Genomic DNA, 25,870 nt, shown 5'->3' on the forward strand with positions numbered 1-25,870 from the left:
GGGAGGAGGAGAGCCCTGAGGCGTTTTTTGCTGTACGTTCACACGGGCCGCGTCGTGGCGCTCAAGGCAGCCCGTCAGGTCGCTGAGGACCTCCATGCCGCTGGCGTGAAACCCACCCTGACGAGGGCGCAAGCGGAAGAAGTCGCCGCGTGCACAGATGAGCCGGCAGCACGTGCGCTCGTCGAGACGATTAATGCCGGCCAGCTCGAGGTTCTCGACCAGGAAAAACTGCCGGCCGAAACTGAACTGTGCATCGTCCTTGGCGGCGATGGCACGATCCTTCGCGCGCTTGAGTTGATCCGCCCACTGAGCATTCCGGTGCACGGCGTGAATCTCGGGCACGTGGGCTTCCTCGCGGAGAGTGAAGTGGCGGAGCTCGGTGCGACCGTGCGCAGGCTCCTTGCACGCGACTACGTTCTTGAAGCACGAAGCGTGATCCGCACGAAGGCCTTTGCTGCGAGCGGTGCCCTCCTTTACGCCGATTGGGCTCTCAACGAAGCGAGCCTTGAAAAGAGTGAGCGGGCGCGCATGATCTACGTCGTAGTAGGTATCGACGGACGCCCCGTTTCGGAGTTCGGGTGTGACGGGGTGCTCTTGTCGAGCCCCACGGGCTCGACCGCCTATGCGTTCTCGGCGGGTGGCCCCGTGATGTGGCCTGAGGTCGACGCGATGCTGCTGGTTCCCCTCGCCGCGCACGCGCTTTTTGCGAGGCCGCTCGTGATGGGGCGCTCTTCCGTTGTGGAGATCGAGATTTCGCCTGACTCGCCTTCGCCCGCCCTGTTAACGCTCGACGGCCGCCGCCAGGTTGAACTTCCACCCGGCTCACGTCTCGAGACTCACCTTTCGAAAAGCAGCGTCCATTTTGCGCGTTTTGCGGAGACCCCGTTTGCGGATCGACTCGTGGAGAAGTTCAAGCTTCCCGTGGAGGGCTGGCGCGGTGGCAATCCCGATGCGCGGTACGAGCCGGGCGCGGAGGAGAGCTGAATGCTGCGATCGCTTTCGATTCGCCGCATCGGGGTTATCGACGATGCCACGATCGATTTTGGGCCCGGTTTTACGGCGCTCACGGGCGAAACCGGTGCGGGCAAGACCATGGTGATTACGGGCCTCGGCCTTCTTATGGGGCGCCGTCTTGATTCGCGGCGGGCCGGTGTGTCGAGCACTGTTTCAGGGCGCGTGGGCCTTGAAAAAGGCGCGCCCGTTCTTGCACGACTCGACGAGCTGGGCGCAGAGGTGGAAGACGACGAAGTTCTCGTGGTGCGGCGCGTGACGAAAGAAGGACGCTCTCGCGCGCATATTGGCGGAGCTCCGGTTCCCGTGGGCACGCTCGGCGAGGTCATGGGGGCGGAAATCACGATCCACGGGCAGAGTGATCAGCTTCGCCTGCGAGAGCCGGCCGCGCAGCTTGCGGCACTCGACTCGATTCTGGGGGAGGAGGGCCGACGTTTGCTCGCCCAGCATCGTGCCCTTTTCACTGAAAGTGTTTCCCTGGAGAAAAACGTCCAGCGCCTCTCGAATGCGCTTCGGGATCGCGAGCGGCGCGAGGTTGAGTTGAACGAGATTCTCCAGGCGATCGAGGCCGCGAGCACTTTCGAAGGTGAGGATGACGCTCTGCGGGAGGAAATTGCGCGCTTGAGCGATGCTGCCGACACCCTCGCGGCGCTCGAGGGTGCGCTCATGCACCTTGCCGGCGATGAGACTTCGAGTGTGCTGACCCATGCCGATGCTGCTGCCGCTTCGCTTGGCTCGGCGCCCGGAACCCCCGAGATCCTCAATCGCCTTCTTGCGCTGCGTGAAGACGCGAGCGAGATCGCACGCGAGATCTCGCTTGTGCGCGACGGGTGGGAGGCTTCGCCGGGAAGGCTCGAGGAAGCGCAGGAGCGCCTGCACGAGCTCAGCGTTCTCGTGCGCGACCTCGGCCCACGTCTGGGAGGAGCGCAGAGTGTGAGTGCGCTTTTGCATCATTCGCGCGAGGCACTGGAGGCTCTTCATGAGCTCGAGGACGGAGCGAAGCAGCTCGAGGAGTACGAGAGGCGCCGCAGGGAGCTCGAGGGTGAGCTTACTGAGGTGGCATCGGCGTTGAGCGCTCAAAGGCGCGAGGCGGCCACTCGGCTTGCGGGGGAAATTGAAAGCGAGCTCGCGGAGCTCGAGATGCCAGGTGCGGCGCTTCGCATTGATGTTGAACCCGCGGCGCGCACCGCGAGCGGCAGTGACCAGGTGACGTTTACGATGCAACCGCACCCCGGTGCGGAGTTCATGCCGGTCGCCACCGGCGCGTCTGGTGGCGAGCTTTCCCGCGTGATGCTCGCACTCGAGGTTGCTATTGCTTCGCTTGCCGAGGCGTCGCGCGGCGGCGTCTATCCGGTTTTTGTTTTTGATGAGATCGATGCCGGAATCGGAGGGCGTGCGGCTCGTGCCGTGGGCGAGCGGCTCGCGCGGCTCGCCGAAAGTGCCCAGGTCATCGTCGTCACCCACCTTCCGCAGGTGGCGTCGTGGGCCGGCTGCCACGTGCGGATCGTGAAAGAAACGCGTGTCGAGGATGGCGAGGAGCGCACGCTCTCTCGGATCGAGCCGCTCGAGGGGGAGGCACGCGTACGAGAGCTCGCTCGGATGCTCGCGGGGGATGCAGAAAGCGATGCTGCACTCGAGCATGCAGCGGAATTGCTCGCGACCTCAACGGGGGGTCCGTAGCGCGTGAGTAGTGAATATGATTTCCCGATCGCCGGTCGGGCGAAAGTTGGGGCACGCACCAAGGATCTGACGAAACGCGTTGAGCCTGGCGACATCGTGGTGATCGACCACGAGGACATTGATCGTGTCGCCGCCGAAGCGCTCGTTGATCGCCATCCGGGTGCTGTGCTCAACGCCGCCCCATCGATTTCGGGCCGCTACCCGAACGCCGGCCCGAAGATCCTCGTCGACGCCGGTATCCCCGTTTTTGACGTCCTGGATCAGGATTTGTTCGACACGGTGCGCGAAGGGCGGTTCGTCGAGATCGACGAGAATGGTCTCTCGCTGAGTACCGGCGAGCGGCTTGAAGCGGAACTGTACTCACGAGAGGTTCTCGAGGAAAAGCTCGAGAAGGCCCGCGAGGGTCTCAGCGAGCAGCTCGAAGCCTTTGCCTCCAACACGATGGAGTACATGCTCCGAGAACGAGAACTGCTCATTAACGGTGTGGGAACGCCCGAAGTGCACACGCGTTTCCAGGGGCGGCCGGTCCTGATCGTTGTGCGCGGCTACCATTACCGTGAGGACCTCGCGACCCTCGTGCCGTTCATTCGCGAGAACAGGCCAGTCATCATCGGTGTTGATGGTGGCGCTGACGCCGTTCTCGATGCCGGATATCGGCTCGACATGATCATCGGTGACATGGATTCGGTTTCCGATCGCGCGTTGAAGAGCGGCGCTGAAATTGTTGTGCATGCGTATCGCGATGGCCGTGCTCCGGGTATGGAGCGCATTCGTGAGCTTGGCCTCGCGGACGACGCCGTGACGTTCCCAGCCTCCGGTACAAGCGAGGACATCGCGATGCTCCTCGCTGACGATCGAGGCGCTGACGTGATTGTCGCCGTGGGCACCCACGGGACTCTCGAGGAATTTCTTGACAAGGGCCGAGCGGGCATGAGTTCGACCTTCCTCACGCGTTTGCGTGTGGGATCAAAACTCGTGGACGCCAAGGGAGTCTCGCGCCTGTATCGACAGCGCATCTCGACCATTCAGCTTGTCTTCCTCGTTGTCGCGGGTCTCCTCGCGCTTGCCGTCGCACTTTCTGTGACCGACGGAGGCCAAGCACTCATCCAGATTCTTGGTGCGAGGCTCGATGATGCCTTGCGCTTTTTCACCGCTCTGTTTACCCAGGGAGGACCAATCCCATGATCGACTTTCGCTACCATCTTGTCTCGCTCGTGGCGGTGTTCCTCGCGCTCGCGATTGGTATCGTGCTCGGCGCGGGTCCCCTCCGCGACGGTGTTGGGCAGACACTGACCGCACAGGTCGAACAACTGAGAGTGGAACGCGATGAGATGCGGGCGTCGAACGACGCACTCACCGCCGAAAATGACGATCTCGAGGGTTTCGTGGAATCGTCTGGCGCAGGACTCGTGACCAACACGATGCGCGGCGAGAAGGTCGCAACGATTACGGATCACTCCTCGCTCAGGAAAGAAGCCGAGGCCACGCGCGCCCTTGTGGATGCCGCCGGCGGAGAGAGCGGCCCGCGCATTGAGCTTGGTCAGGCGCTGTGGGATCCGGCGGCGGAGGGCGAGCGCCGATCTGCCCTCGCGACGATCACGAAAACGTGGCCTGGCGTAAAGCCGAGAGGCGCCTCAACCTCCGAGATGCTCGCGTCGATCGTTGCGCGAATCCTCGCACCGAGCGAGGACCTTGATGATGCGGCACGTCTGGAGATTGCGAAGGTCTTGAGTGCGAGCGGTGTCCTTACACTCGAAGGCGATATTTCCGCTGTCGATTCCGTGCTTCTACTCTCGGGTGAAGAATCGCTGTTTGCGGTGACGAGCGATTCACCAGACTCGGCTTCGAAACGCGCGGATAATCTCCAGAAGGCTCGTCTTTCGCTTGTGACAACTCTCGACCGGCGAGGTGTATCGATGGCCGTTGGCGGTTCTTCGACCGCGCGCGGCAGTTCGGAAGGGATCGTATCGGATGTGCGCTCGGGCGATCTTCGCGACCGAGTCGCAAGCATCGACATGCTCACGTATGCCTCGGGTCCCGCGACGCTGACGCTTGCGCTTGCCGCGGCCCAAGTCGACATGCCTGGAGCGTTCGGCTCGGCTTCCGATGCCGAGACCCTGACCCCCGACGCGGCAGCGATTCGTGAGGCGTCAAAAACGATGGCAGAAGAAAAGGGAGATGAGGATTCGCGGGAGCCGCACACCGAGGCGAATGAGAACGAAGACGCTCCCGCAAGCGATGGCGGTGGGCAATGAACGCTACTGTGCGCTCGATCATGCTTGGGGCGGGAGCGGCGGCAACGGCGTCGCGCGCATGTGCCGAGGTTCTCGATAGGGCCCCCGCTTCGCTACTCACGCACCTCGCGCGCCGCAACTTTCGCGGCGAGCATGTCACGTTGGCCGAAGGGATCGAAGTCGCGAGCGCTCTCACTGCGGGTGCTCTCGTGAGTCTCGGCGCGAAGTCAGCAGCGGCGATGGCTCTCGTAGGCGCGGTTGGTCTTGGCGACGATGTGCTCGAGCCGGTCCTCATGCGGGGCGGCGAAGCGCCCCCGAAGGGACTCAAGGGGCACGTGGGGGCGCTCGCGCACGGGCGCCTCACGACAGGGAACGTGAAGATTCTTGGTATTGCCGCGGCAGCCGGCGTGCTCGCGCGAGAATGCGCAAGTGCTCGGGGAGAGAGAGGGGCCGACGCTTCCTGCTCTTCGACTGCTCTCGCCGTGGTCGATTGCGGTCTCGATACCGTTCTTATTGCCGCGAGCGCTAACCTCGCGAATCTTTTCGATCTGCGCCCCTCGCGGGCGCTTAAAGCAACGACGCTCGGGGCGATTCTTGCCCTTGCAGGTCCTTCGGGCGCAACTTCCTCGCGCGCGCGTGCCCGCCTTGCCTCCGCGCATGCGGCGGCGATGCTTCTTGCCGCACCTCGCGACTTTGGTGCGCGTGGCATGCTCGGTGATGCCGGTGCCAACGTGCTCGGCGCGAATGCGGGGGCGATGGCGGCACTTTCCTCTTCACGTGGTTTTCGTGGGGCGATGGCATGCGTGGCCGTGAGTCTCACACTCCTTAGTGAGCGTGTGAGTTTCACGCGCCTCATTGCCTCCTCTGAAGTTCTCACGGCGATTGACGAATGGGGGAGGTCATGACGGCTCCCTCTCGAACCGCCTCGCTCGTGCGCGCTACGGGTCTTATCGCCGCTATCACGGTCCTCGCGCGTCTCGCCGGATTTGTGCGTTACCTCGTGTTCGGCGCGAGCGTCGGCGCGGGTGAGATCGGAACCGCGTACGCGAGCGCCAACCTCGTGCCGAGCGTCCTGTTCGAAGTTGCTGCGGGTGGTGCGCTTGCGAGCATGGTGATTCCGCTTATTGCGGGGGTCCTTGAGGAATCGCCTCTTGAGCGTCACGGCGGAAGTCGTCCCGTTTCGCATGAGAGTGCCTCGGGGATCGTCTCGGCGCTGCTCACGTGGAGTGTGCTGCTCACGCTTGTGCTCGCTGCGGTGCTGTGGGTTGTCGCTCCGGTTCTCGCCCAGGTGATTCTCGGCAGCGGCGCCCTCGCGGCCCAGACGCCCGCGATTGACCTGGGCGCCCGCCTCATGCGGGTCTTCGCTCTTCAACTACCGTTCTATGCCGTGACAATCGTGCTCGGTGCCTACCTTCAGGCCCGCCGTAAGTTCTTTTGGCCTGCTCTTGCACCTCTCGTCTCGAGCGTGGTCGTCATGGGCACCTACGGGATCTATGCCCTCACCATTCCCGTGGGCGTTTCGCCTGCCACCCTTTCGACCGTTTCCGAGGCCGCGCTCGGCTGGGGCACGACACTCGGTGTCGTGGCTATGGCACTGTGCGTGCTGATTCCGGCGGTGCGTTTCGGTTTCGCCTATAGGCCGCGCCTTGCCCTTCCCCGGGGCGTGCGCTCGCGCGCGCTGGGACTTGCGGGCTCAGGCCTTGCCACCGTCGGCGCCCAGCAGCTCACGACGGCACTGATCCTTGCACTCGCCGTTCGTGCGGGCGGCACGGGAACCCTTCCGCTTTTCCAGTACGGTCAGGCCGTGCATCTCTTGCCCTATGCGGTACTCCTCGTTCCCGTGATGACGAGCGTTTTTCCCGAGCTCTCCGAACTTCGTGCCCTTGGTGATCGGGTGAAATTTTCGGCCCTCACGCTGCGCTCGGTGCAAACGGTCGTGGCCTTTGCCGCGGTGGGCGGTGCAGCGCTCTGGGGTGCGGGCATGCCGATCGATCGGTTTTTCGTCGTGGTCGATCGTTCAGGTATCCGCGGGGTTGGCGCTGTCACGGCGGCACTTGCCATGGGACTCATCGCTTACGGGATTGTGATGCTGACGACCAAGGTGCTCTACGCGGCGCTTCGGCCCGGAGAAGCGCTCGCGATCGGCGCAACCGGCTGGGGAATTGCAGGTGTGCTGATCCTCGTGACGGTTGTGACGTCGCCGCCGCGAACGACGGCGACCGCCGGGGTTCTTTTTGGTCTGTGCATTTCCGCAGGAATGTGGATTGCCTCGATCGGTGCACTCAACCTTATTCGCGAACGTGTGTTGGTCCGTGAACACGTGCGACCACTTGTCACGACGGTTCTTGCGTCCATCATTGCCTCCGCGCTTGGGTCGATTGCTGGGCTTGGGCTTGCGAAGCTGCTGGGCGAACTGTTCCGTGGCGTGTGGGGCACGCTTATTCTCGGCATCGGCACCGGTGTTGCAGGGGCAGCTGTGTGCCTCGGCGTGCTCATGCTCGCCGATCGTGCGCTCGCGGCCCCCGTGCTTGGACTCGTTTCACGCCTCGTGAAAATCCCGAAGGAAGCGTAGCGGTATGCGCCGTGTGATTCTCGTGCGGCCGCGCGCAGAAGGCGGTCTTCTCGCACACGTGCGCGAGGAAGCGCTCCTTCTCGCACATGCGGGTGTGCGCGTTGTGGACGCGGGGGAAGAGGCCCTCGTACCCAAGGCCACCCCCAACGCCAGTGCATCCAGCATCCACCACAGGCCTCTCGCAATCGCGTCCGGGGCGTCGCCGCGTCAAGCATGGGGTGCACGCCGGGCGCTGCGGGAGATCGTCCGGGAGGAAGTGGAAGGCGCCGACGGGGAGCTGCTCACGGTTCATGCCCACGGTGCGCGAGCCGGAGCGATCGCGGCCCTCGCGCTCACACCAAAGCTTCGCGCGCGCGTGCGCCTTGTCACGACGCTCCATAACCGCATGCCACGTTCGGGCTTTGCCGCACTCATTGGACGGGCGCTCTTCACCCTCGTGTCGCGAAAGAGCGCTCTCATACTCGCGGTGTCGCCGGACCTCGCGGTTGCCGCGCGTGCCCGCGGAGCACGCAGGGTTGAGGGCGCAGTCATCCCGGCACCTGGCGTGGCGCTCCGCGGTGAACGGGGATCAGGCCAAAGCGATGTTCTTGAGGTCCTGTGTGTTGCGCGCCTCGCGCCTCAAAAAGACCTTGCGTGCCTGTGCGAGGCTGCACGGATCGTGGAGGAACGCTACCCCGGCGCGCTTCGCGTGAAGATCGCGGGGGAGGGGCCCGAACGCCAAAACCTCTCCTCACGAATTACCGCCGAGAAGCTCCCCGTAGAGCTTCTCGGCCGGGTAGAAGATCCACGCGCGCTCATGCGCGAGGCCGATGTCGTTGTGCAGACGAGTCTCTGGGAAGGTCAGCCCGTCGCGCTTCAGGAGGCCATCAGCGAGGGCGCCGCGGTTATCGCCACGGATGCGGGCGGTACCCGGTGGGTGACGGGTGAGGAGATTCCTTTGGCCGCGCCGGGGGAGGCGCGCGAGATCGCCGAGCAACTCATAGCCGTGCTTCCCACCGTGCCCGGTTCCCGCGCGCGTCTTGAACGGATGCGCGAGGCCTCGCGACGACGCGCGGAGCAACTTCCCACCGAGGGCGATTTATTAGCGCAGCTCGAGAGCGCGCTTTTTCCCGACACACGCGACGAGGAGCGATAGTGCATGAACATTCACGAGGACACGCTTGCCGACGATTTCTGCCCACGGCCCGTTGCCGAGAGTCGAACCGTGTACGAAGGGCTCGTGTGGAACGTCGCTCGCGATAGCGTCGATTTTGCTCCGGGCGTGCGTTTTTCCCGCGACTACGTTTCGCACACGGGTGCCGTGGCGATTCTCGCCTTCACGGTCGAGGGCGAAGCGATTGTGATCAGGCAATACCGACACCCCGCCGGTGCTCACATGTGGGAGCTTCCTGCGGGCCTCCTCGACAAGGAGGGCGAAGATCCCGCCGCGGCAGCGTTGCGTGAGCTCGAGGAAGAAACCGGGTACACAGCGCAGAGCGCGCGCCACTTGCTCGACTATTACCCGAGCGCTGGAGGCTCAAACGAGAAAATTCGCGTGTACGTGGCGCACGGGTGCACGAAGGCCTCGACCATCGATTTCACGCGCGTCGACGAGGAGGCGGAGATTCTTACGCGTACCGTGCCAATTGACGATCTCGAAAGTGCGGCGCTTTCGGGCCGACTCCACAACGGTGCACTTCTCATCGCGACCCTCGCCTACACGTCACGCGCACGGAAAGGCGAGGACGTCGCGATCTAGGTGCTCGGAGGTGTGTAATCGCGCAGCGATTCGATGATCGCGGGTGTCGCTTGTGCAGCCTGCCACGGCCGCGCGCCTACGGCCTCGAGTTCGCGCTCGATCTGTTCGGGGCTTGCGTGAGGTATACGGTGTTCCGCCTCGGCGTTGAAGTGATTCCACACCCAGTGGCGCACATGGCCGGGAGAAATGAGATTCTCGACCGGCATGTGTAGTTCATCGGCGCGCGCAAGAAGCCCTTCACGAACCTTCTTGTAGGCGCCGAGAACCTCTGGGAAACGCTTCGGCCACGACCGGTGATTGGGGTAGGGGCCCGCGGGTCGCGTTGAGGGGAGGTGCACGCGGGGAAGTTCGCGTGCTTCGCGTACGCATCGCCACCACTGCTCGCGATGCTTGAGATTTTTCGGTGCCGCCTTGTCGAATGCTTCGCGGCCTTTGCTCGAGGCCTTCGCCATGGCCACGAGTGGTTTATCGCGAAGCACCATGAACGGCGCGATATCGGCATGACGGGCAATCGAATCGCGTCGCTCCCACATCGCACGTGCGACCGCCAGCTGAAGCGGGCTTTTGAGAGTACCGAGCCCGTGCAGGCTGCGCCACGGCTCGTCGGGTGTGTCGGGGTGCGCAAATGTTGCTTCGAACGCAAATTCTTCTTGAGCCCATGCGGCTTTACCGCTCTCGTCGAGCCGCCGCGTGAGAGCAGCCTTGAGCTCGGCGAGGTATTCCACATCGAGTGCGGCATAGTCGAGCCATGATTCCGGAAGCGGCCTCTTCGACCAATTCGCGCTCGAATGCTCCTTGGCGAGCCGCACGCCGAGCAGTTCTTCGGTGAGGGCGCCAAGATTCACCTTGGGCAGTCCCAGAAGTCTGGCGGCGACCTCGGTGTCGAAAAGCGCGGGTGGTGTCAGCCCGAGCATCGAGAGTGAGGGAAGGTCTTGTCGAGAGGCGTGCAGAATCCACGGGTGAGAGTTCATGATGTCCGTGAAAGTTCCCGGGAGTTGGCACGCGAGCGGATCGAGCAGCAAAATTCCGGCTGCCTCGGTTTTGATCTGCACGAGGTAGGCCTTCGCGGAATACCGGTAACTCGAGGCCCGTTCGACATCGATCGCAAGGTCCTCGCCGCTTTCAACGCGCTCGCACCACTCGAGGATGCCCTGGATGGTCGCCACGAGAGCTGGAGTTCCTCCCGCGGGCTTCTTAATGAGAGGCGCGGATGCGGTTTCCGTCGCCTGAGCGTTCGCGTCAGTCATGGATCCTTTAGCGGTCCTTCGCGGCAGAAAGATGAGGAGCCCTCGCACGGTGCGAGGGGTGAAGAGGGCTTACGGATAGCGGCTGCGGTGGGAGACCACCGGCAGCGCACAGAATCGCGGACCACGCGCCAAAGTGAGGCCCGAGGGCGAGCGAATCCGGTGTCCACGAAGCACGCATCGCGACGTCCACAGTCGTGGGGCGTGCCGCGAGCGCCCCGTAACTTTGCGACACGACGCGCGTCACGGTGCATCCGAGTTCGTGTGCCTCGGCGCCCGCAAGTTCAAGCGACTCGGTGACCCAGCTCCACGCGACATCGCCGAGCATCGATTCGAGGGCGAATTCGTGCTCCAGTTGGGCTTGGATAAGGGTCACGACCCTGGCCCGGCCCTTCCAGTCATCCTTGCCGTTCGGGTCGTAGAGCACGATGAACTTTCCGCTCGCGAGGTCGGTGTCGTGCATGACGACGTCGGCCTCGGCCGCCCATGAAAAGGGTGCCAGGCGAGAAGGCGCGGGGATTTCTTCCCACTGAACCTCGTGGCGGAGGGGAGCGGCAGTGAGCGCGTCGATCGCGCTCACGAATTCTTCGCGCTCCTGAGGAAAGTGATGAATGGCCACGGCTGCAAACCTATCGCCCCGTGTCGTGATGGCGGGGGAGGCGCGCCGCGACCGCGTTACTCGGCTGAGTTACTCGGTCGAAGCCTCCGCATCGTCGCTGTGAACGAGGCAGATGGAATTGATGCAGTAGCGCTCGTTGGTGGGCGTGGGGAACCCTTCCCCCCTGAAAACGTGCCCGAGGTGCGATCCACATGAGGCACAGCGCACTTCGGTGCGAACCATGCCGAGGCTGCGATCCTCACGCAATTCCACGCGGTCGCTTTCGGAAGGTGCCCAGAACGCGGGCCAACCGCAGTGGGCGTTGAACTGTTCGCTCGCGCGGAAAAGCTCTGCACCGCACGCGCGGCACGCGTAGGTTCCCGCCGCCCGCACTTCCTCGTATTCGCCTGTGAACGGTCGCTCCGTTCCGCCTTCACGCAGTACGTGATATTCGTCAGCATTCAAACGCTCGCGCCATTCGTCGCGCGAAAGGGCAAAGCGGTAGTGGCCTTCACCAAGCGGTGAGTTCATCGGTTCTCCTTGAGCGTCGTGGGGACGTAGCGTTCGATGCACGCTCCGGGGCTGTGGAAGAGATCCGTGAGGTGCCACGTGAGTCGGTGCAATTTTCCGACGCTTGCCCGCGGTGCCTCGCCTCCCACGGTGATCGCCGAGCGTGTCCATACAAGTTCATCAAACGCCCCATCATCAAAAAACATTCCATTGACGGAAGGACCGCCCTCAACCTGAATGCCTCGAAACCCTCGCTCAGCGAGGGCCTCGACGATCGCGCGGGCTCCGTCGGCTTCGATGATGGCGTGACTCGAAAAACCACTTTCGCGCGCCACCCGGGAGCCATTCCCGGACGGGCACACGAGGAGTGTCGGCCACGTTTCGTCAATGTGCGGGGGGATCTTACCGCTCGTCGTGAGGATCGCGAGCGCGGGAAGTTCCGCACCGCATGGACGCAGCCCTTCGCCGCGGAGCACCTTCCGGCCCGAAGGACGGCGAAAGTCTTCGCGTCGCACGGTTGTCGCGCCGCTCACGATGATGTCGGGAAGGGCCCGTAGAACCGTGAGCATGAAGAAATCCCACGGGTTTGAGAGCGAACTGGAGGAACCATCCTCGCCAGCGGTGGCGCCGTCGAGACTCTGATTCATCATCGAACGCACGTGAACGCGGTCGCTCGGGAACGCGAGCAATTCGCCGAGGCGAAGCGCGCCTTCGTCGTCGAGCCTGATCGACTCGGCGACGGGATGCCCACCTCCCACGAGGCGGGAGAGAGGTTGGGGGGTATCGGAACTGTGTGTCGCCATCAAGCGTCGGACCTTTCGCACACGAGTGCCCCCGCCCCCTCGAGCGTGAGGCTCTCTCCCTCGAGGTGTGCCTCACCGAATGAGGCCAGTTTCCGCACGGGAGAGGGCGACTGCCACGTCACGGGGGCGTCCCCGCGTGAGGCAAGAATGCTGTAAAGGCCCCGATGCATGAGGATGGCTCCCTCGCTGAGCACTTCCACCTCGATCGAGGCGAAATCGCCGCACTGGAAATCGGTGCGCTCGCGGCGAAGAGTAAGGAGAGTGCGGTAGAACTCGAGGAGCGCCGCGTGCTCACCGCTTTGAGTTTCACTCCAGTCGAGGAATGACTCCTCAAAGGTGGTGCGCGCCTGGGGGTCGGGAACCGCGTCCCCCCAGCCCATGCGTGCAAACTCTTCCCTTCGACCCGTGCTCACGAGTGGGCCGATTTCTTCGCCATGATCGCTGAAAAACGCGAACGGCACCTTCGTGCCCCACTCTTCGCCCATGAAGACCATCGGTGTCGTGGCGCCGAGGAGGTAGAGCGATGCGAGTGCCGCGTGGGTGCCAAAGCCGATCGTCTCCGTGAGGCGGTCACCCGCAGCTCGGTTGCCCACCTGATCGTGGTCTTGGATGAACGCGACGAAGGCGTGCGCGTTGTAATCGCCGCTTGCGGGATCAACCTTCTGGCCCCAGGTCTTTCCCCGAAAGGTCGAAAAGGAGCCATCGTGCTCGAAGATTCGCTCGAGAGTTTTCTTGACGCCCCTCGCTTCTCCGAAGTCGACGTAATAGCCCTCGCGCTCTCCGCTCGCCCACGCATGTAAGTGGTGATGGATGTCATCGGCCCATTGAGCATGCATGCCAAACCCACCCTCGGCCACGGGCGTGACCATTGCGGGATCATTGAGGTCAGACTCGGCGATGAGCGAGAGCGGGCGACCCTCCTCGGTGCTCATGCACTCTACGGCCCTGGAGAGCTCGGCGAGAATATGGGTGGGGGAATCGTCGCGAAGTGCGTGTACGGCATCAAGTCGAAGCCCGTCGAGGTGGAAATCACGCAGCCACTGGCGGGCGTTCGCGATGAGAAACGCGCGCACCTCGCTTGAACCATCGGCGTCGAGATTGACCGCGGGGCCCCACGGCGTGGAATGAGTATCTGTGAAGTACGGGCCGAAGTGCCCGAGGTAGTTGCCGTCCGGACCGAGGTGGTTGTACACGACATCGAGGATGACGGCGAGGCCGCGCGCGTGCGCAGCGTCGACAAAACGCGCCAAGGCCGCGGGGCCGCCGTAGGCCTCGTGCGTGGCGTAAAGACCAACGCCGTCGTACCCCCAGCCGCGTTCACCGGGAAACGTTGCGATGGGCATAATCTCGACCGCATTGACGCCGAGCGCACTGAGGTGGTCGAGGCGTGCGATCGCGGAGTCGAATGTGCCCGCGGTCCCGGCTGTACGATCTGCGCCGAACGTACCGATGTGCAGCTCGTAGATGACCTTCCCGCGAACGTCCATTCCCTTCCACGGAGCCTTGAAGCTCAAGGATCGCGGGTCGAAAACCTCGCTCAGGCCGTGTACGCCCTCCGGTTGTGAAAGCGAGCGCGGGTCGGGCAGCGGTGATGTCGAGCCGTTAAGGAGGAAGCCGTAGCGGGAACCGGGCTGTGCCGCGAGACCGGGAGCGTGCCACCAGTCGCCATCGCCGCGTTCCATCGCGATCTCACGGCGATGTGTGCCAGTGTGCGGCTCGAGCGCAAGGGCGACCTCGCGGGCGTTCGGCGCCCAAACCTCGAAGCGCGAATAGTCTCTCATCTTCCACCCTCCTCCAGGCCATCGGCATCCTCGCGCACAAGGAGCGCGATGGGCCAGTCGGCGAGCAGCGCGTCGAGCTCGAGCGTTCCGCCTTCGATCCGCTCGCCCGTGAGAACGTTCGTGTAGCGCCCCTCGTCGATCACGATCCGTGCATCCCGCCAGCCCTGAGCGCGCGTGTCGAGCACATGCGGAAGGCGGGTGGCGATGGTCACGACCTCGGCAGGGCCGCCAGCGCGGGCACGGGCGAACGCGACCGCGTGGGCGGACGACGTGGGGAGCGGCAGGTAGGTGGCATCGGGACCTATGAAAGCTTCGCGTCGATCGCGCCGGGCCTTGAGGACGCGGTGCACGAGCAGGAGCTTCTCATCGGCGATGCCGTCTAGCGCCTCACCGGCAAGAAGGGCGTCGAGCCGACTAGCGTGCGCATCGTGGTTTGCCGGGCGGCGGTTATCGGGATCCACGAGGCTCAGATCGAGAGTCTCGTTGCCTTGGTACACATCGGGAACGCCGGGCATGGTGAGCTGAATGAGCTTCTGGCCGAGGATCGCCGTACGCTGCGAGTCGAACGTGAGCGACGTCCACTCGTCGAGGATCGCGCGCACCTGCGTGCTGCCGAGAGCCCACCGCGCGAAGTCGAGCACCTCGCGCTCGTATTCCTCGTTGCCATCGACCCATGCCGTATGCACCTTCGCCTCGCGCATCGCCTTCTCGAGATAGCCCGTGAGGCGCTCATTCGTGAGGGGAGCGAGCCTCGAACCGGGAAGATCTGTCATCGCTGCGAGGGTCTGCCACACGAAAAGCTCGATGTGGGGGTCCACGAGTGGACCGCGGTGGTGAGTGCTTGCGGAATGCAGGCGCGCCACGTACTTGGCCCATTCCGACGGATACTCGGTGAGTGCCGATAGCCGCGCGCGCACGTCCTCGCTGCGCTTCGTGTCGTGCGTCGAGAGGGTCGTCATCGAGGCGGGGAATGTGTCGAGCATATGCAGGCAGAAGGCATGAAGCGCCTCGGGATCCACGCCTATGCGCCTCGGATCCGCTCCCACCTCGTTCACCGCGAGAAAGCGGTGGTAGCGGTAGAAGGCCGTGTCCTCGAGCGACTTTGCGTGAACGGGTCCGCATGTTTGCGCGAACCGCGTCACGAACTCGGCACGCAGCGGATCGAGAGTACCGTCGGGCATGAACTGTCCCTGCCCGGCAGCGAGCGCGGTGATGGTCTCGAGCGCAGCGAGGTCATCCGCGTCGTTGCCGATCTCGAGGGCCGCGCGCTCGGCGGCCTCTGCGAGCACCTCGCGTTCGGTAGCGGGGGCTTTTTCACCCGGCACAATGTACGCACGGTAGCGGTCCATCGCCATCAGGAGTTCGATAATGGCCTGTTCGAGCCGACGCGTGGTCGTATCCCGCAGCATGATGTCCGCATCGCAAATACGCCTCGCAAGGCGAACCAGCCGCGAGATCTCAGCCCACAGTGAGCCGTCGATGATCTCTTTTGCGCTTTCACGCACGATCTGGTCGAACGAACGGGTGTCGGAAGTGAAAACCTGCCACAGGCGCGTGAGTTCCGTGGCACCGACCGGGTCGTGGAACAACCCTTGGACGCGCCAGAGGGCGTCGTAGCCCGTTGTTCCCGCGACCGGGAAATCCGCGGGGAGCGACTCTTCGCCCTCGAGAATTTTTTCGATCACTGTCCAAGCGCCACCGGTCGCGCTCTCGAGGCGTCGAAGGTACCCGCGGGGGTCCGCGAGGCCATCGGGGTGATCGATCCGGTAGCCGTCTATGATGCCTTCGGATTGGAGGCGGATGAGCGTCGCGTGAGTCTTTTCGAAGACCGAAGGGTCCTCGACCCGAATGGCGGCGAGGGTTTCGACGTCAAAGAAACGGCGGTAATTCAACTCGTCGGTTCCGATACGCCAATACGCGAGGCGATAGTGCTGGGCCTCGAGCAATTCCACGAGGGGAAGGTCCTCGGTGCCCTTCGCCAGCGGGAAAACGTGATCGTAGTAGCGAAGGACGCTCTCGGTGCGCACCGAACCGTCGGGTTGCGGCACCTCCGCCCTACTTCGTTCGAACTCCTCGTCGAGGATCGCCTTTGCCACGGGACTGCCCAGAACGGGCAGCACGATCCCGTGTTCGCCGGTCCAATCGATATCGAACCACGAGGCGTAAACGCTCTCTTGCCCCTCCCTCAAGACTGACCACAGGGCGCTGTTGTGCCAGATTGGCGTGGGAATCGTCATGTGATTTGGGACGACATCGACGATGAGGCCCATGCCGCGCTCGTGCAAGGCATCCGCGAGCCTCCTCAGCCCTTCCTCACCGCCGTTCTCCAGGCTCACGCGCGAGTGATCCACGACGTCGTAACCGTGCATTGAACCAGGTGAAGCCTGGAGGATCGGCGAGATGAACGCGTGAGTGACCCCGAGCTGGTCGAGGTACGGCACGAGTTTTTCTGCGTCCTGGAAGGTGAACTCGGGGGTGATCTGTAAACGGTAGGTACTCGTAGGTGCATCGAGCATGGGCGCTCCCTCTCGTTGATGAGGCGTGTCTCAGTACTTCTCGCGGCCGTCTCCGCCTTCGGGCTCGCTTGGCGCTGCGGGAGTGAGCACTGACGTGTGAGGAGTGAGCGCAGTGGTGAGCGACGTGGAGTCGTCATTTTCGCCAGGGGGAGTCAGAGGCCCGCGGCCGAGAACGAGTGTGGTGAACGCAGGGCGCGTGAGCACCTGGCCGGCCTTAACCGTGTCGCCTTGGTTCAGCGACTTCGACGTCGAGGCGGTCACAACCCATTCGAGGCCGTACTCCTCACTCGGGACGGTGAACTCCACATCGGTTTCGGAGGCGTTGAACATGAGGAGCGCTGAGTCGTCGACGATGTGCTCGCCGCGCTTGTTCGGCTCGGGGATCGCGCTGCCGTTGAAGAACACGGTGAGGCACTTCGCGACCGGGTCGTTCCACTCCTCATCGCTCATGGGGGTGCCGTCAACGCCAAGCCACGCGACGTCCGGAAGGCTCGACTCCGCGCCATCGCGCACCTCGCCGAGCAGGAAGCGGCGGCGACGGAAAATCGGGTGGGCGCGGCGAAGCTCGATCAGCATGCGAGTGAAGTTCAGCATCTCCTGCTGGCGCGGACCAATCTCCCAGTTCATCCATGAGATCTCGTTGTCCTGGCAATACACGTTGTTGTTGCCCATCTGCGTGCGGCCGAGCTCATCGCCATGAAGGATCATGGGGACGCCCTGGCTGAGCAGCAGCGTTGCCATCATGTTCTTTGTGCGTTGAAGCCGAAGATCGAGGATGGATTCGTCATCCGTCGGCCCCTCCGCGCCCGAGTTCCACGAACGGTTATTCGATTCGCCGTCGTTGCCACCTTCACCGTTGTCGTCGTTATGTCGCTCGTTGTAGCTCACGAGGTCGCGCAGGGTAAAACCGTCGTGAGCCGTAAGGAAATTGACGGAGGCGATTGGCGTGCGCCCCGTGTGCTGATAAAGGTCGCTCGAGCCCGCGAAACGATTCGCAAACTTCGCGAGCATGCCCGATTCCCCGCGATGGAAATCGCGCATCGCATCGCGATATTTCCCGTTCCACTCAGACCACAGGGGAGGGAACCCACCGACCTGGTAGCCACCTTCGCCGAGGTCCCACGGCTCCGCGATGAGTTTGACCTGGGAGATAATCGGATCCTGCTGGATGATGTCAAAGAAGCTCGAAAGGCGATCGACCTCGTGGAGTTCGCGCGCGAGAGTCGAGGCCAAGTCGAACCGGAAACCATCGACGTGCATCTCGGTAATCCAGTACCGGAGCGAATCCATGATGAGCTGAAGGACGTGTGGCGTGCGCATGCGCAGGCTGTTGCCCGTGCCGGTCGTGTCGTAATAGTGCGCGAGATCCTCGTCCACGAGGCGGTAGTAATTCGCGTTGTCGATACCGCGGAAGCACAGCGTGGGTCCAAGATGATTGCCCTCGGCCGTGTGGTTGTACACAACGTCGAGAATGACCTCGATGCCTGCAGCGTGGAGGTTTTTCACCATCTGTTTGAACTCTTGAACCTGTTGGCCCGTATCGCCCGCGTAGGCGTATTCATTGTGCGGGGCGAAGAAGCCGATCGTGTTGTACCCCCAGTAATTGCGAAGCCCTCGATCCTGGAGATGTCCGTCCTGAACGAACTGGTGAAGCGGCAAGAATTCAACCGCGGTGATGCCGAGGGATTTGAGGTAGTCGATCGCCACGGGGTGCCCCATCGCCACGTAGGTACCGCGGATGCTTTCGGGGATTTCCGGATGCGTCGCCGTGAACCCCTTGAGGTGCGCTTCGTAAATGATCGAATCGTGGTACTCGTGGGCCGGCGGGTGATCATTGCCCCAGTCGAAGTAGGGGGAGACCACGACGGAGTGCATCGTGTGGTCTTTCGAATCGAGATTGCTGAGCTCGTCGGGGTTTTCGAGGTCATAGCTTAGGAGGCTCGCATCCGTATCGGGCATCCCTGCGATTGCGCGCGCGTAGGGGTCGAGAAGCAGCTTCGAAGGGTCACAGCGATGCCCCGCCGCCGGATCATAGGGCCCGTGCACGCGAAAACCGTAGCGCTGCCCCGGCTGAACAGCAGGGAGGTACACGTGCCACACGAAAGCATCCACTTCGGTCATCTCTACGCGGCGTTCGGAGAGATCGTCGCCTATGAGGCACAACTCGACCTTGTCGGCGATTTCTGAATAGAGAGCGAAGTTCGTGCCGCTGCCGTCGAAAGTCGCGCCGAGCGGATAGGGGGAGCCTGGCCAAATCTGCACTGTGAAAGATTCCTTGCGCTGAGGCAGCGGGTAGCTGCGCGTGAACAGGTCTGCGCCGCAATTATGTCCCGTTGGCCTGGCAGAAAACCGAAGTGCACAAGTATGAGAAAAGGCCTCGTGCGCGTGCACGAGGCCTTTCTACTGGAGCGGATGACGGGACTCGAACCCGCGACCCTCACCTTGGCAAGGTGATGCTCTACCAACTGAGCCACATCCGCGTGGGCGATACTGGGATCGAACCAGTGACCTCTTCCGTGTGAAGGAAGCGCGCTACCACTACGCCAATCGCCCGCATGAGCGCCGCGAAAATCTTCGGCTTCGCTCTGTGCGACTAGACAACAGTACACCACCTAGGCCGGGTCCCAAACTTTGATCGCCCTCGCGGGCCTCTTTTGTGGTGAGGCTCGCAGGCGCTTGAGGGAGTGCGGATTCTGCTATTGGAGCCGACCCAAACGAACGGGGTTCCAGAAAGTCTCGCCACTCACTACCAAGGCTCGGCGTTTCCGGAGCTTTCTTTATGGGCCGCGAATTTTCGCTAGTGGAGAAGGCGCGGGTGGGCTCCGAGGTGATCTGAGTCAAAAGGGGGCCTTTCGCTTTGCGCCGGGGGCCATCCTGACGTAATGTATCTATTCGTTGGTCCGAGCGATCGGCCAAAAATGCGGATGTGGCTCAGTTGGTAGAGCATCACCTTGCCAAGGTGAGGGTCGCGGGTTCGAGTCCCGTCATCCGCTCTGGAATCTCAGGTTTCCACGTGGTGGGTTGGCCGAGAGGCGAGGCAGCGGCCTGCAAAGCCGTATACACGGGTTCGAATCCCGTACCCACCTCTCGTGTGGCTTATGACCACGCATAAATAGACCGCACGGTCTCATACGGGCGATTGGCGCAGTTGGTTAGCGCGTTTCCTTGACACGGAAGAGGTCGCTGGTTCGAGTCCAGTATCGCCCACAAATAAAGGCGCCCCGCGGGGCGCCTTTTGTCATCTCTCGTGTTCCTTGACGTGAGAAGGTGGCAGCATGAGCGAACAGCACGCACTCTTTCTCGACTTCGATGGCACCCTTGCCGACCACGGCATCGTCCCCGCAGCGCACGTCGAGGCCCTCCAAAGGGTCCGCGAGGCCGGGCATCTCGCCTTTCTCTGCACGGGGCGCCCACACTCCCTCATTCCGCGCGACGTCGAGGAAGCCCTCGATGGCGTCATTGGTTCCGCCGGCGCCTACGTGAAATTTGGCGACCTTATTCTCGAGGATTCTCGATTCCCCGACGATCTCGCGAAGCGCACGCTGCGTGTTCTTCAGGAGGCGGGCGATTTTCCCTTCGTGCTCGAATCTCCCGAGGCAACCGTCGGGAATCACACTGCCGAGCGGTACATTCGCGAGCGACTCACGCGCTCCTTCTCAAATCAAGAGGTGCTCCCCGCGAAAGAAGTGGGGACCCTCGGTGGGGGAGCGTCGGAGCTGCTCGACGCCTTCGTTCTTCGTGAAAGCCTTGCGGGGGTATCCCTCGCGAAAGTCGTGGCGTGGCAAATCCCCGTGAGTATCACCGAGATCGCCCGGCGCATCGGCCCGAAGGTGCGCGACATGCCCTACTCGATCGGCGAGGACAAAGACACTTCGGGTGAGTTGCAGCTTGCCGCGATCGACAAGATCGACGGTGTGAAGCGCATGCTCGCGCACGTTGGAATCCCGTGTGAGCGGGCGGTGGGCTTCGGCGACGGCATGAACGATATCGGCATGCTCAAAGGGGTGGGGCTACCGGTACCGGTTGAAGGATCCGACGCCTCCCGAGCGATCACCGATCCCGCATTTGTGATGCGCGGCCCGCGCGAAGGCGGCTTCGCCGAGGCGATTGAACAGTTGGGGCTCGTGTGACCTATTCGAGCTCGAGGCCGAGCTCCTCCTGAATCGCGCTGAGCTGTCCGGCCGAGGCTCGGAAAAGCAGAGTTTCACGTTCGTCGAGGGGGATGTTGAGAACGCGCTCAACACCGCCACGGCCCACAACGCTCGGCACGCTCATCGCTACGCCGCTGACGCCGCGGTAGTCATCAAGCACGGTGGAAACGGTGAGCACGGCCTTTTCGTCATTGATAATCGCTTCGCAAATACGCGCGGCGGAAACGCCGATCGCAAGATTCGTGGCGCCTTTCCCCTGGATGATGGCGTAGGCCGAGTTTGCGACCTCGTCGCGCACCGCATCAAGGTCAGCTTCGGTGAAAGCGAGAGTCCCGTCGGCCCCTCGCCATTCACGAAGCGGAATCCCGCCGATGTTGGCGTTTGACCAGACCGCGAATTCACTGTCGCCGTGCTCGCCGATAATGCGCGCGTGTACGCTGCGGGGGTTCACGCCGATCTTCTTGCTGATGAGGAATTTGAGGCGGCTCGAATCGAGTACGGTTCCGGAGCTGAAAACTCGCGAGGAATCAAGGCCGGTAATCTGCTGTGCCGCGACCGTGAGCACGTCGCACGGGTTCGTCACGAGCATGAACATCGCCTCGGGGGCCTGCTCAAGGAGCTGCGGCATGAGTGAACGCAGAATCTTGACGTTGATGCCGGCGAGGTCAAGGCGAGACTGCCCCGGTTTCTGCCGGGCGCCGGCCGTGATGACGACGACATCGGCGCCGGCGACGCACGTAATGTCACCGCCACCGATGACGGTGGCCCCCGAGCCGAACTGCGACCCGTGAGCGATGTCGAGTGCTTCGGCCTCCGCCTTTTCGGCCGCAAGGTCATAAAGGGCGATCGTTTGCGCGCTTCCTCGCAGCATCGCAGCGTAGGCAACGGACGCTCCGACGCTTCCGGCGCCAACGATGGCGATCTTGGTAGGGCGGGTGGAAGGGGTGGCTGAAACATGCTGAGCGGTCATATTTTCATCGTTCGCCTCCCGGGCATCGTTTCGCAAGTCATTGATTCTCTTTTCACACCTTCCGCATGCGAAACCGGCGCAGAAACACTTCGTGGGTAGTCGTTAGACTGTGCGGTGGAGCCGGCAGCGTAGGTCGGTTCGCCCCCGAGATTAAAGGAGTTACCCGTGTCCCAGCTTTCCATCGTCCTCGACGGCTCGCCCACCACGATCGAGCAGGGGACCACGGGCGAAACCCTGTATGAGGGCCGCCGCGAAATCATCGCGCTTCGCATCAACGGTGAACTCAAGGACCTCTACATTGCGCCTGCCGACGGCGATGAGGTCGAAGGTGTGGATATCGCGAGCGACGATGGCCTCAATATCCTGCGTCACTCATGTGCGCACGTGCTTGCCCAGGCCGTCCAACGCCGTGACGAAAACGCCAAGCTCGGCATCGGACCGTTCATCACCGACGGCTTCTACTACGACTTCGATGTTGTCGAGCCCTTCACGCCCGAAGACCTCAAGGCGATCGAGAAAGACATGCAGCGCATCGTCAAGGAAGGGCAGCGCTTCCAGCGTCGCGATATCGATGATGCCGATGCGCGCGAAGAAGAAAAGAATGAGCCGTACAAGCTCGAGCTCATCGGCCTGAAGTCAAACGCGGACACCGCAGCCGAAGGCGCAAGCGTCGAAGTGGGCGACGGCGGCCTCACGATGTACGACAACGTCAATAAAAAAGGCGAGGTCGTGTGGACCGACCTGTGCCGCGGGCCGCACCTGCCCTCGACGCGCCTCATCGGCAACGGATTCTCTCTCATGCGCTCTGCTGCGGCCTACTGGCGCGGTAGCGAAAAGAACCCCATGCTCCAGCGCATCTACGGCACGGCATGGGCCACAAAAGACGACCTGAAGGCTTACAAGTTCCGCCTCGAAGAAGCGCAAAAGCGCGACCACCGAAAGCTCGGTAGCGAACTCGACCTCTTCAGCTTTCCCGATGAAATCGGCTCCGGCCTCGCCGTTTTCCACCCCAAGGGCGCCATGGTGCGCATGGAGATGGAAAATTACTCACGCCTACGCCACGTTGAGGCCGGATATGACTTCGTGTACACGCCGCACGCGACCAAAGGGCAGCTTTTCGAGACCTCCGGTCACCTGGACTGGTATCGCGACGGAATGTACCCCCCGATGCACCTCGATGAAGAGCGCGATGCCGAAGGCAACGTCACCAAGCAGGGCCAGGACTACTACCTCAAGCCCATGAACTGCCCGATGCACAACCTCGTGTTCGCCTCCCGCGGCCGCTCCTACCGCGAGCTTCCGCTGCGTCTATTCGAGTTCGGCACCGTGTACCGCAACGAAAAGAGCGGCGTGATCCACGGGCTCACGCGCGCACGCGGCTTTACCCAGGACGACGCGCACATTTATTCCACGCGCGAGCAGATGCGCGACGAACTCACGACCCTGCTCACCTTCGTGCTCGACCTTCTGAAAGATTACGGGCTCGACGACTTCTACCTTGAACTCTCGACCAAGAACCCCGAGAAGTTCGTGGGCAGCGACGATGTGTGGGAAGAAGCGACCCGCACACTCGAAGAGGTAGCGACCGCCTCGGGCCTCGACCTTGTTCCCGATCCGGGCGGCGCAGCCTTCTACGGTCCGAAGATTTCCGTGCAGGCGAAGGATGCGATCGGGCGCACGTGGCAAATGTCGACCATCCAGCTTGACTTCAACCTCCCGGAACGCTTTGACCTCGAGTACACGGCTCCTGATGGTTCGCGTCAGCGCCCCGTGATGATTCACCGTGCACTCTTCGGGTCGATCGAGCGTTTCTTCGGCGTGCTCACCGAACACTACGCGGGTGCGTTTCCGGTGTGGCTTGCGCCCGTGCAGGTCGTTGGCATTCCGGTCGCTGGCGAATTCGTGCCGTACCTCGACGAGGTCGCCCAAAAGCTCCGTGCGCACGGAGTTCGTGTGGAGGTCGACTCCTCAGACGACCGCATGCAAAAGAAAATCCGCAACCATACGAAGGAAAAGGTGCCGTACATGCTCATTGCGGGCGGTGAGGATCGCGACGCCGGCGCCGTGAGCTTCCGTATGCGCGACGGTAGCCAGGACAACGGTATTCCCGTTGATGACGCTGTCGAGCGGATCCTCGAGGCGATTCGCACAAAGGCTCAGGTGTGAACCCGATGAACACAGAGCACGAGGACGGAGTCGGGCAGGCCTTCGAGAGCGCGCACGCGTTCGCCGGCACCCCCGACTACCTCCAGCGCCTGTGGACACCGCACCGCGTGGCGTACATTCAGGGGGAGGGCAAACCCTCGAGCGCGGAGGCTACCGACGAATGCCCGTTTTGCACGGGGCCGGACAAGAGCGATGAGGACGCACTCATCGTTCACCGAGGCGACTTCGCGTTTGTGATCCTCAACCTGTTCCCCTACAACTCGGGGCATCTGCTCGTGTGCCCGTATCGTCACGTGAGCGACTACACCGAATTGACGCGGGAAGAATACACGGAGATTGCGGAACTGACGCGCACCGCCATGAGCGTGGTGCGAGCGGTCTCGAAGCCCGCGGGTTTCAACCTTGGAATGAATCAGGGCGAGGCTGCCGGTGCCGGCATCGCCGCGCATCTGCACCAGCACGTGGTGCCTCGCTGGCTCGGTGACGCGAACTTCCTCCCGATCGTGGGGCGCACGAAGGCTTTGCCCTTCTTGCTCTCGCAGACTCGCGAGATGTTTGCCGCCGCGTGGCCCGCAGCGGGGGAGAAAGGCACGAAGGAGCGCACGTGAGCACTACTGGAAAGGCGCTCGGGTACGGGTACGACGTGGAGCGTGAAATCCCCGCGGATCTTGCACATGTCATGCCGTCGTTTGCCGAGCGAGAGCAGCAAAAAAAGAAGCGCGGAAAGTTCGCCACGTGGGTCATCTTTACCCTTGCCTTCGCTGTTCTCGCGTTTGCCGCAGCAGCTCTTTTCCTGCTAGTGATTGTGCCGCTTGGGATCGGCACAAGCCTCGTCTCGCTCACGGCTGCGCTTGTGCCTTTTAGCATCGTGCTTTTCGCCGTGTGGTGGCTTGACCGAACGACCCCTCAACCGCGCTTCACGATGGCCTACGCCTTTCTATGGGGGGCGATCGGCTCGATCTCGCTCACCTACATCTTCGGCACCGCCGTGGTGATCATCATCGCGCTCCAAACCCAGGATGCCACTGCTCAGGAGTTTCTCTCGGTGGCATTCCAGGCGCCGGTTGTGGAGGAAACAACGAAGGCGTTTGGTCTCGTATTGCTGCTCCTCTTCGGCAGGCGGTACATCTCGGGAACGATCGATGGCGTGATCTACGCGGTACTGATCGCGGCCGGCTTCGCTTTCACTGAGAACATCACCTATTTTGCGCGGTCTTTCGCCGAGGCTCAGGTGATGGGGAACTCGACTGTATTCTGGCAAACATTTTTTATGCGCGGCCTGCTTTCGCCGTTCGCACATGCCTCCTTTACCTCGCTCGTAGGTTTGGGCATTGGCATTGCGGCACAGAGGCGCAGCCTTCCGCTCTACTTCTTCTTGGGAGCAGGCGGTCTCGGTCTTGGCATGGGGCTTCACGCCCTGTGGAATGGCGGCTCGATGCTCCTCGCGCTCAATGGCGTGACGAGCCTCAAAGAGTTGCTCTTTTGGTACGCCGTGATTGAAGTGCCAATTTTCCTCACGTTTGTTCTGGTCATGGTCTTCCTTCGGTGGCGTGAGAAACGTATGCTTCGAAGGCGGCTTTCGGAATACGGGCGCGCGGGATGGTTCACTCCGAGTGAGGTCGATATGCTCGTGAGCCTGCGCGGGCGGCGACGTGCGAAGGCGTGGGCCTCTAGTTTTGGCGCTGTAGCGACGTGGACCATGGCGGAGTTCCAGAGCCTTGCGCTTCGGCTCGCAGCCCAGAGGCAGGCGGCAGTTGCGGGACACACGTCCTCGAGAATCAAGGAATCCGAGGCACTGTTGCTTTCGCAACTCACCGAAACGCGCCGTGTGATAGCTGCACTGACGACTCCCGTCGTACCGGCGCGTACAATGATTCAGCGATAATTGACGACGAA

Annotated in this window: 20 protein-coding genes and 5 tRNA genes; 15 read left to right on the forward strand and 10 right to left on the reverse strand. The window is 62.7% G+C overall.

The annotated features are described in order from the left end of the window. Window positions 1-15: 15 nt before the first annotated feature. The 8 genes from DAD186_RS04460 to DAD186_RS04495 are packed head-to-tail and all read left to right on the forward strand — an operon-like array spanning window position 16 to window position 9,235. Window positions 16-984: an NAD kinase gene (locus DAD186_RS04460; protein ID WP_065248726.1), complete on the forward strand. Its 969-nt coding sequence runs from the start codon at window positions 16-18 to the stop codon at window positions 982-984. Further along, complete coding sequence (locus tag DAD186_RS04465) at window positions 985-2,691, forward strand: DNA repair protein RecN (protein WP_065247673.1); 1,707 nt, start codon at window positions 985-987, stop codon at window positions 2,689-2,691. A gap of 3 nt (window positions 2,692-2,694) precedes the next feature. After that, window positions 2,695-3,876: a putative cytokinetic ring protein SteA gene (steA, locus tag DAD186_RS04470; RefSeq protein WP_065247674.1), complete on the forward strand. Its 1,182-nt coding sequence runs from the start codon at window positions 2,695-2,697 to the stop codon at window positions 3,874-3,876. Further along, the gene (locus DAD186_RS04475; protein ID WP_065247675.1) at window positions 3,873-4,946 is read left to right on the forward strand and encodes a copper transporter; all 1,074 of its coding nucleotides are present in this window, start codon (window positions 3,873-3,875) and stop codon (window positions 4,944-4,946) included. Before steA ends, DAD186_RS04475 begins: the two co-directional genes overlap by 4 nt. Continuing rightward, window positions 4,943-5,830: a hypothetical protein gene (locus DAD186_RS04480; RefSeq protein ID WP_065247676.1), complete on the forward strand. Its 888-nt coding sequence runs from the start codon at window positions 4,943-4,945 to the stop codon at window positions 5,828-5,830. The genes DAD186_RS04475 and DAD186_RS04480 overlap by 4 nt, the downstream gene beginning before the upstream one ends. After that, window positions 5,827-7,497: a murein biosynthesis integral membrane protein MurJ gene (gene murJ, locus DAD186_RS04485; RefSeq protein ID WP_167550759.1), complete on the forward strand. Its 1,671-nt coding sequence runs from the start codon at window positions 5,827-5,829 to the stop codon at window positions 7,495-7,497. Before DAD186_RS04480 ends, murJ begins: the two co-directional genes overlap by 4 nt. A 4-nt stretch (window positions 7,498-7,501) precedes the next feature. Next, window positions 7,502-8,632, forward strand: coding sequence for a glycosyltransferase family 4 protein (locus DAD186_RS04490; protein WP_065247678.1), 1,131 nt, complete (start codon window positions 7,502-7,504; stop codon window positions 8,630-8,632). Window positions 8,633-8,635: 3 nt separating this feature from the next. Beyond that, window positions 8,636-9,235, forward strand: a complete 600-nt coding sequence (locus DAD186_RS04495; RefSeq protein ID WP_065247679.1) for an NUDIX domain-containing protein — start codon at window positions 8,636-8,638, stop codon at window positions 9,233-9,235. Here DAD186_RS04495 and DAD186_RS04500 read toward each other — a convergent pair. From DAD186_RS04500 to DAD186_RS04540, 9 genes are all read right to left on the reverse strand, one after another. Further along, window positions 9,232-10,482, reverse strand: coding sequence for an HRDC domain-containing protein (locus tag DAD186_RS04500; RefSeq protein ID WP_065247680.1), 1,251 nt, complete (start codon window positions 10,480-10,482; stop codon window positions 9,232-9,234). The genes DAD186_RS04495 and DAD186_RS04500 overlap by 4 nt on opposite strands. Window positions 10,483-10,489: 7 nt before the next feature. Next, window positions 10,490-11,098 carry a DUF3000 domain-containing protein gene (locus tag DAD186_RS04505; RefSeq protein WP_065247681.1) on the reverse strand — a complete coding sequence of 203 codons (609 nt, stop codon included), beginning with the start codon at window positions 11,096-11,098 and terminating at the stop codon, window positions 10,490-10,492. Window positions 11,099-11,167: 69 nt separating this feature from the next. After that, the gene (gene msrB, locus DAD186_RS04510; RefSeq protein ID WP_065247682.1) at window positions 11,168-11,608 is read right to left on the reverse strand and encodes a peptide-methionine (R)-S-oxide reductase MsrB; all 441 of its coding nucleotides are present in this window, start codon (window positions 11,606-11,608) and stop codon (window positions 11,168-11,170) included. Next, window positions 11,605-12,390 carry a dihydrofolate reductase family protein gene (locus DAD186_RS04515; protein ID WP_065247683.1) on the reverse strand — a complete coding sequence of 262 codons (786 nt, stop codon included), beginning with the start codon at window positions 12,388-12,390 and terminating at the stop codon, window positions 11,605-11,607. Before DAD186_RS04515 ends, msrB begins: the two co-directional genes overlap by 4 nt. Beyond that, entirely contained in the window at window positions 12,390-14,171 is a 1,782-nt protein-coding gene (gene treZ, locus DAD186_RS04520) for a malto-oligosyltrehalose trehalohydrolase (protein ID WP_065247684.1), read from the reverse strand. Before treZ ends, DAD186_RS04515 begins: the two co-directional genes overlap by 1 nt. Continuing rightward, complete coding sequence (treY, locus tag DAD186_RS04525) at window positions 14,168-16,687, reverse strand: malto-oligosyltrehalose synthase (RefSeq protein ID WP_065247685.1); 2,520 nt, start codon at window positions 16,685-16,687, stop codon at window positions 14,168-14,170. Before treY ends, treZ begins: the two co-directional genes overlap by 4 nt. 30 nt (window positions 16,688-16,717) lie before the next feature. Beyond that, window positions 16,718-18,949 (reverse strand): glycogen debranching protein GlgX, encoded by a 2,232-nt coding sequence (gene glgX, locus DAD186_RS04530; protein WP_065247686.1) that lies wholly within the window; start codon window positions 18,947-18,949, stop codon window positions 16,718-16,720. A gap of 142 nt (window positions 18,950-19,091) precedes the next feature. After that, window positions 19,092-19,167 (reverse strand) — tRNA-Gly (locus tag DAD186_RS04535). Between the two features lies 1 nt (window position 19,168). Continuing rightward, a tRNA-Val gene (locus tag DAD186_RS04540) sits at window positions 19,169-19,240 on the reverse strand. A gap of 367 nt (window positions 19,241-19,607) precedes the next feature. Here DAD186_RS04540 and DAD186_RS04545 point away from each other — a divergent pair. The 4 genes from DAD186_RS04545 (at window position 19,608) to DAD186_RS04560 (ending at window position 20,817) form a co-directional block, all read left to right on the forward strand. After that, window positions 19,608-19,680 (forward strand) — tRNA-Gly (locus tag DAD186_RS04545). A 22-nt stretch (window positions 19,681-19,702) separates the two neighbouring features. Then, window positions 19,703-19,773: transfer RNA gene (locus DAD186_RS04550), tRNA-Cys, on the forward strand. A gap of 47 nt (window positions 19,774-19,820) precedes the next feature. Beyond that, window positions 19,821-19,894, forward strand: a tRNA-Val gene (locus tag DAD186_RS04555). Between the two features lie 68 nt (window positions 19,895-19,962). Beyond that, complete coding sequence (locus tag DAD186_RS04560; protein ID WP_065247687.1) at window positions 19,963-20,817, forward strand: HAD hydrolase family protein; 855 nt, start codon at window positions 19,963-19,965, stop codon at window positions 20,815-20,817. A 1-nt stretch (window position 20,818) separates the two neighbouring features. Here DAD186_RS04560 and DAD186_RS04565 read toward each other — a convergent pair whose 3' ends face one another. Next, window positions 20,819-21,808 (reverse strand): L-lactate dehydrogenase, encoded by a 990-nt coding sequence (locus DAD186_RS04565; protein ID WP_065247688.1) that lies wholly within the window; start codon window positions 21,806-21,808, stop codon window positions 20,819-20,821. Between the two features lie 165 nt (window positions 21,809-21,973). Here DAD186_RS04565 and thrS point away from each other — a divergent pair, with 165 nt between their 5' ends. Genes thrS through DAD186_RS04580 form a run of 3 tightly spaced genes read left to right on the forward strand, consistent with a single transcriptional unit; the run spans window position 21,974 to window position 25,859 of the window. Continuing rightward, complete coding sequence (thrS, locus tag DAD186_RS04570; protein WP_065247689.1) at window positions 21,974-23,974, forward strand: threonine--tRNA ligase; 2,001 nt, start codon at window positions 21,974-21,976, stop codon at window positions 23,972-23,974. A gap of 5 nt (window positions 23,975-23,979) precedes the next feature. Continuing rightward, on the forward strand, window positions 23,980-24,582 hold the full coding sequence (locus tag DAD186_RS04575) for an HIT family protein (RefSeq protein WP_065248727.1): 603 nt from the start codon (window positions 23,980-23,982) through the stop codon (window positions 24,580-24,582). Further along, entirely contained in the window at window positions 24,579-25,859 is a 1,281-nt protein-coding gene (locus DAD186_RS04580; protein WP_065247690.1) for a PrsW family intramembrane metalloprotease, read from the forward strand. Before DAD186_RS04575 ends, DAD186_RS04580 begins: the two co-directional genes overlap by 4 nt. The last annotated feature ends 11 nt before the right edge of the window (window positions 25,860-25,870 follow it).

Source organism: Dermabacter vaginalis, assembly GCF_001678905.1.
Taxonomy (GTDB): domain Bacteria; phylum Actinomycetota; class Actinomycetes; order Actinomycetales; family Dermabacteraceae; genus Dermabacter; species Dermabacter vaginalis.

Coding starts and splice junctions, on each gene's coding strand:
- DAD186_RS04490 (WP_065247678.1), top strand. CDS start 7,502: ATGCGCCGTGTGATTCTCGTGCGGCCGCGCGCAGAAGGCGGTCTTCTC.
- DAD186_RS04515 (WP_065247683.1), bottom strand. CDS start 12,390: ATGGCGACACACAGTTCCGATACCCCCCAACCTCTCTCCCGCCTCGTG.
- DAD186_RS04465 (WP_065247673.1), top strand. CDS start 985: ATGCTGCGATCGCTTTCGATTCGCCGCATCGGGGTTATCGACGATGCC.
- DAD186_RS04480 (WP_065247676.1), top strand. CDS start 4,943: ATGAACGCTACTGTGCGCTCGATCATGCTTGGGGCGGGAGCGGCGGCA.
- treY (WP_065247685.1), bottom strand. CDS start 16,687: ATGCTCGATGCACCTACGAGTACCTACCGTTTACAGATCACCCCCGAG.
- DAD186_RS04495 (WP_065247679.1), top strand. CDS start 8,636: ATGAACATTCACGAGGACACGCTTGCCGACGATTTCTGCCCACGGCCC.
- DAD186_RS04565 (WP_065247688.1), bottom strand. CDS start 21,808: ATGACCGCTCAGCATGTTTCAGCCACCCCTTCCACCCGCCCTACCAAG.
- DAD186_RS04560 (WP_065247687.1), top strand. CDS start 19,963: ATGAGCGAACAGCACGCACTCTTTCTCGACTTCGATGGCACCCTTGCC.
- DAD186_RS04475 (WP_065247675.1), top strand. CDS start 3,873: ATGATCGACTTTCGCTACCATCTTGTCTCGCTCGTGGCGGTGTTCCTC.
- DAD186_RS04575 (WP_065248727.1), top strand. CDS start 23,980: ATGAACACAGAGCACGAGGACGGAGTCGGGCAGGCCTTCGAGAGCGCG.
- murJ (WP_167550759.1), top strand. CDS start 5,827: ATGACGGCTCCCTCTCGAACCGCCTCGCTCGTGCGCGCTACGGGTCTT.
- msrB (WP_065247682.1), bottom strand. CDS start 11,608: ATGAACTCACCGCTTGGTGAAGGCCACTACCGCTTTGCCCTTTCGCGC.
- treZ (WP_065247684.1), bottom strand. CDS start 14,171: ATGAGAGACTATTCGCGCTTCGAGGTTTGGGCGCCGAACGCCCGCGAG.
- DAD186_RS04500 (WP_065247680.1), bottom strand. CDS start 10,482: ATGACTGACGCGAACGCTCAGGCGACGGAAACCGCATCCGCGCCTCTC.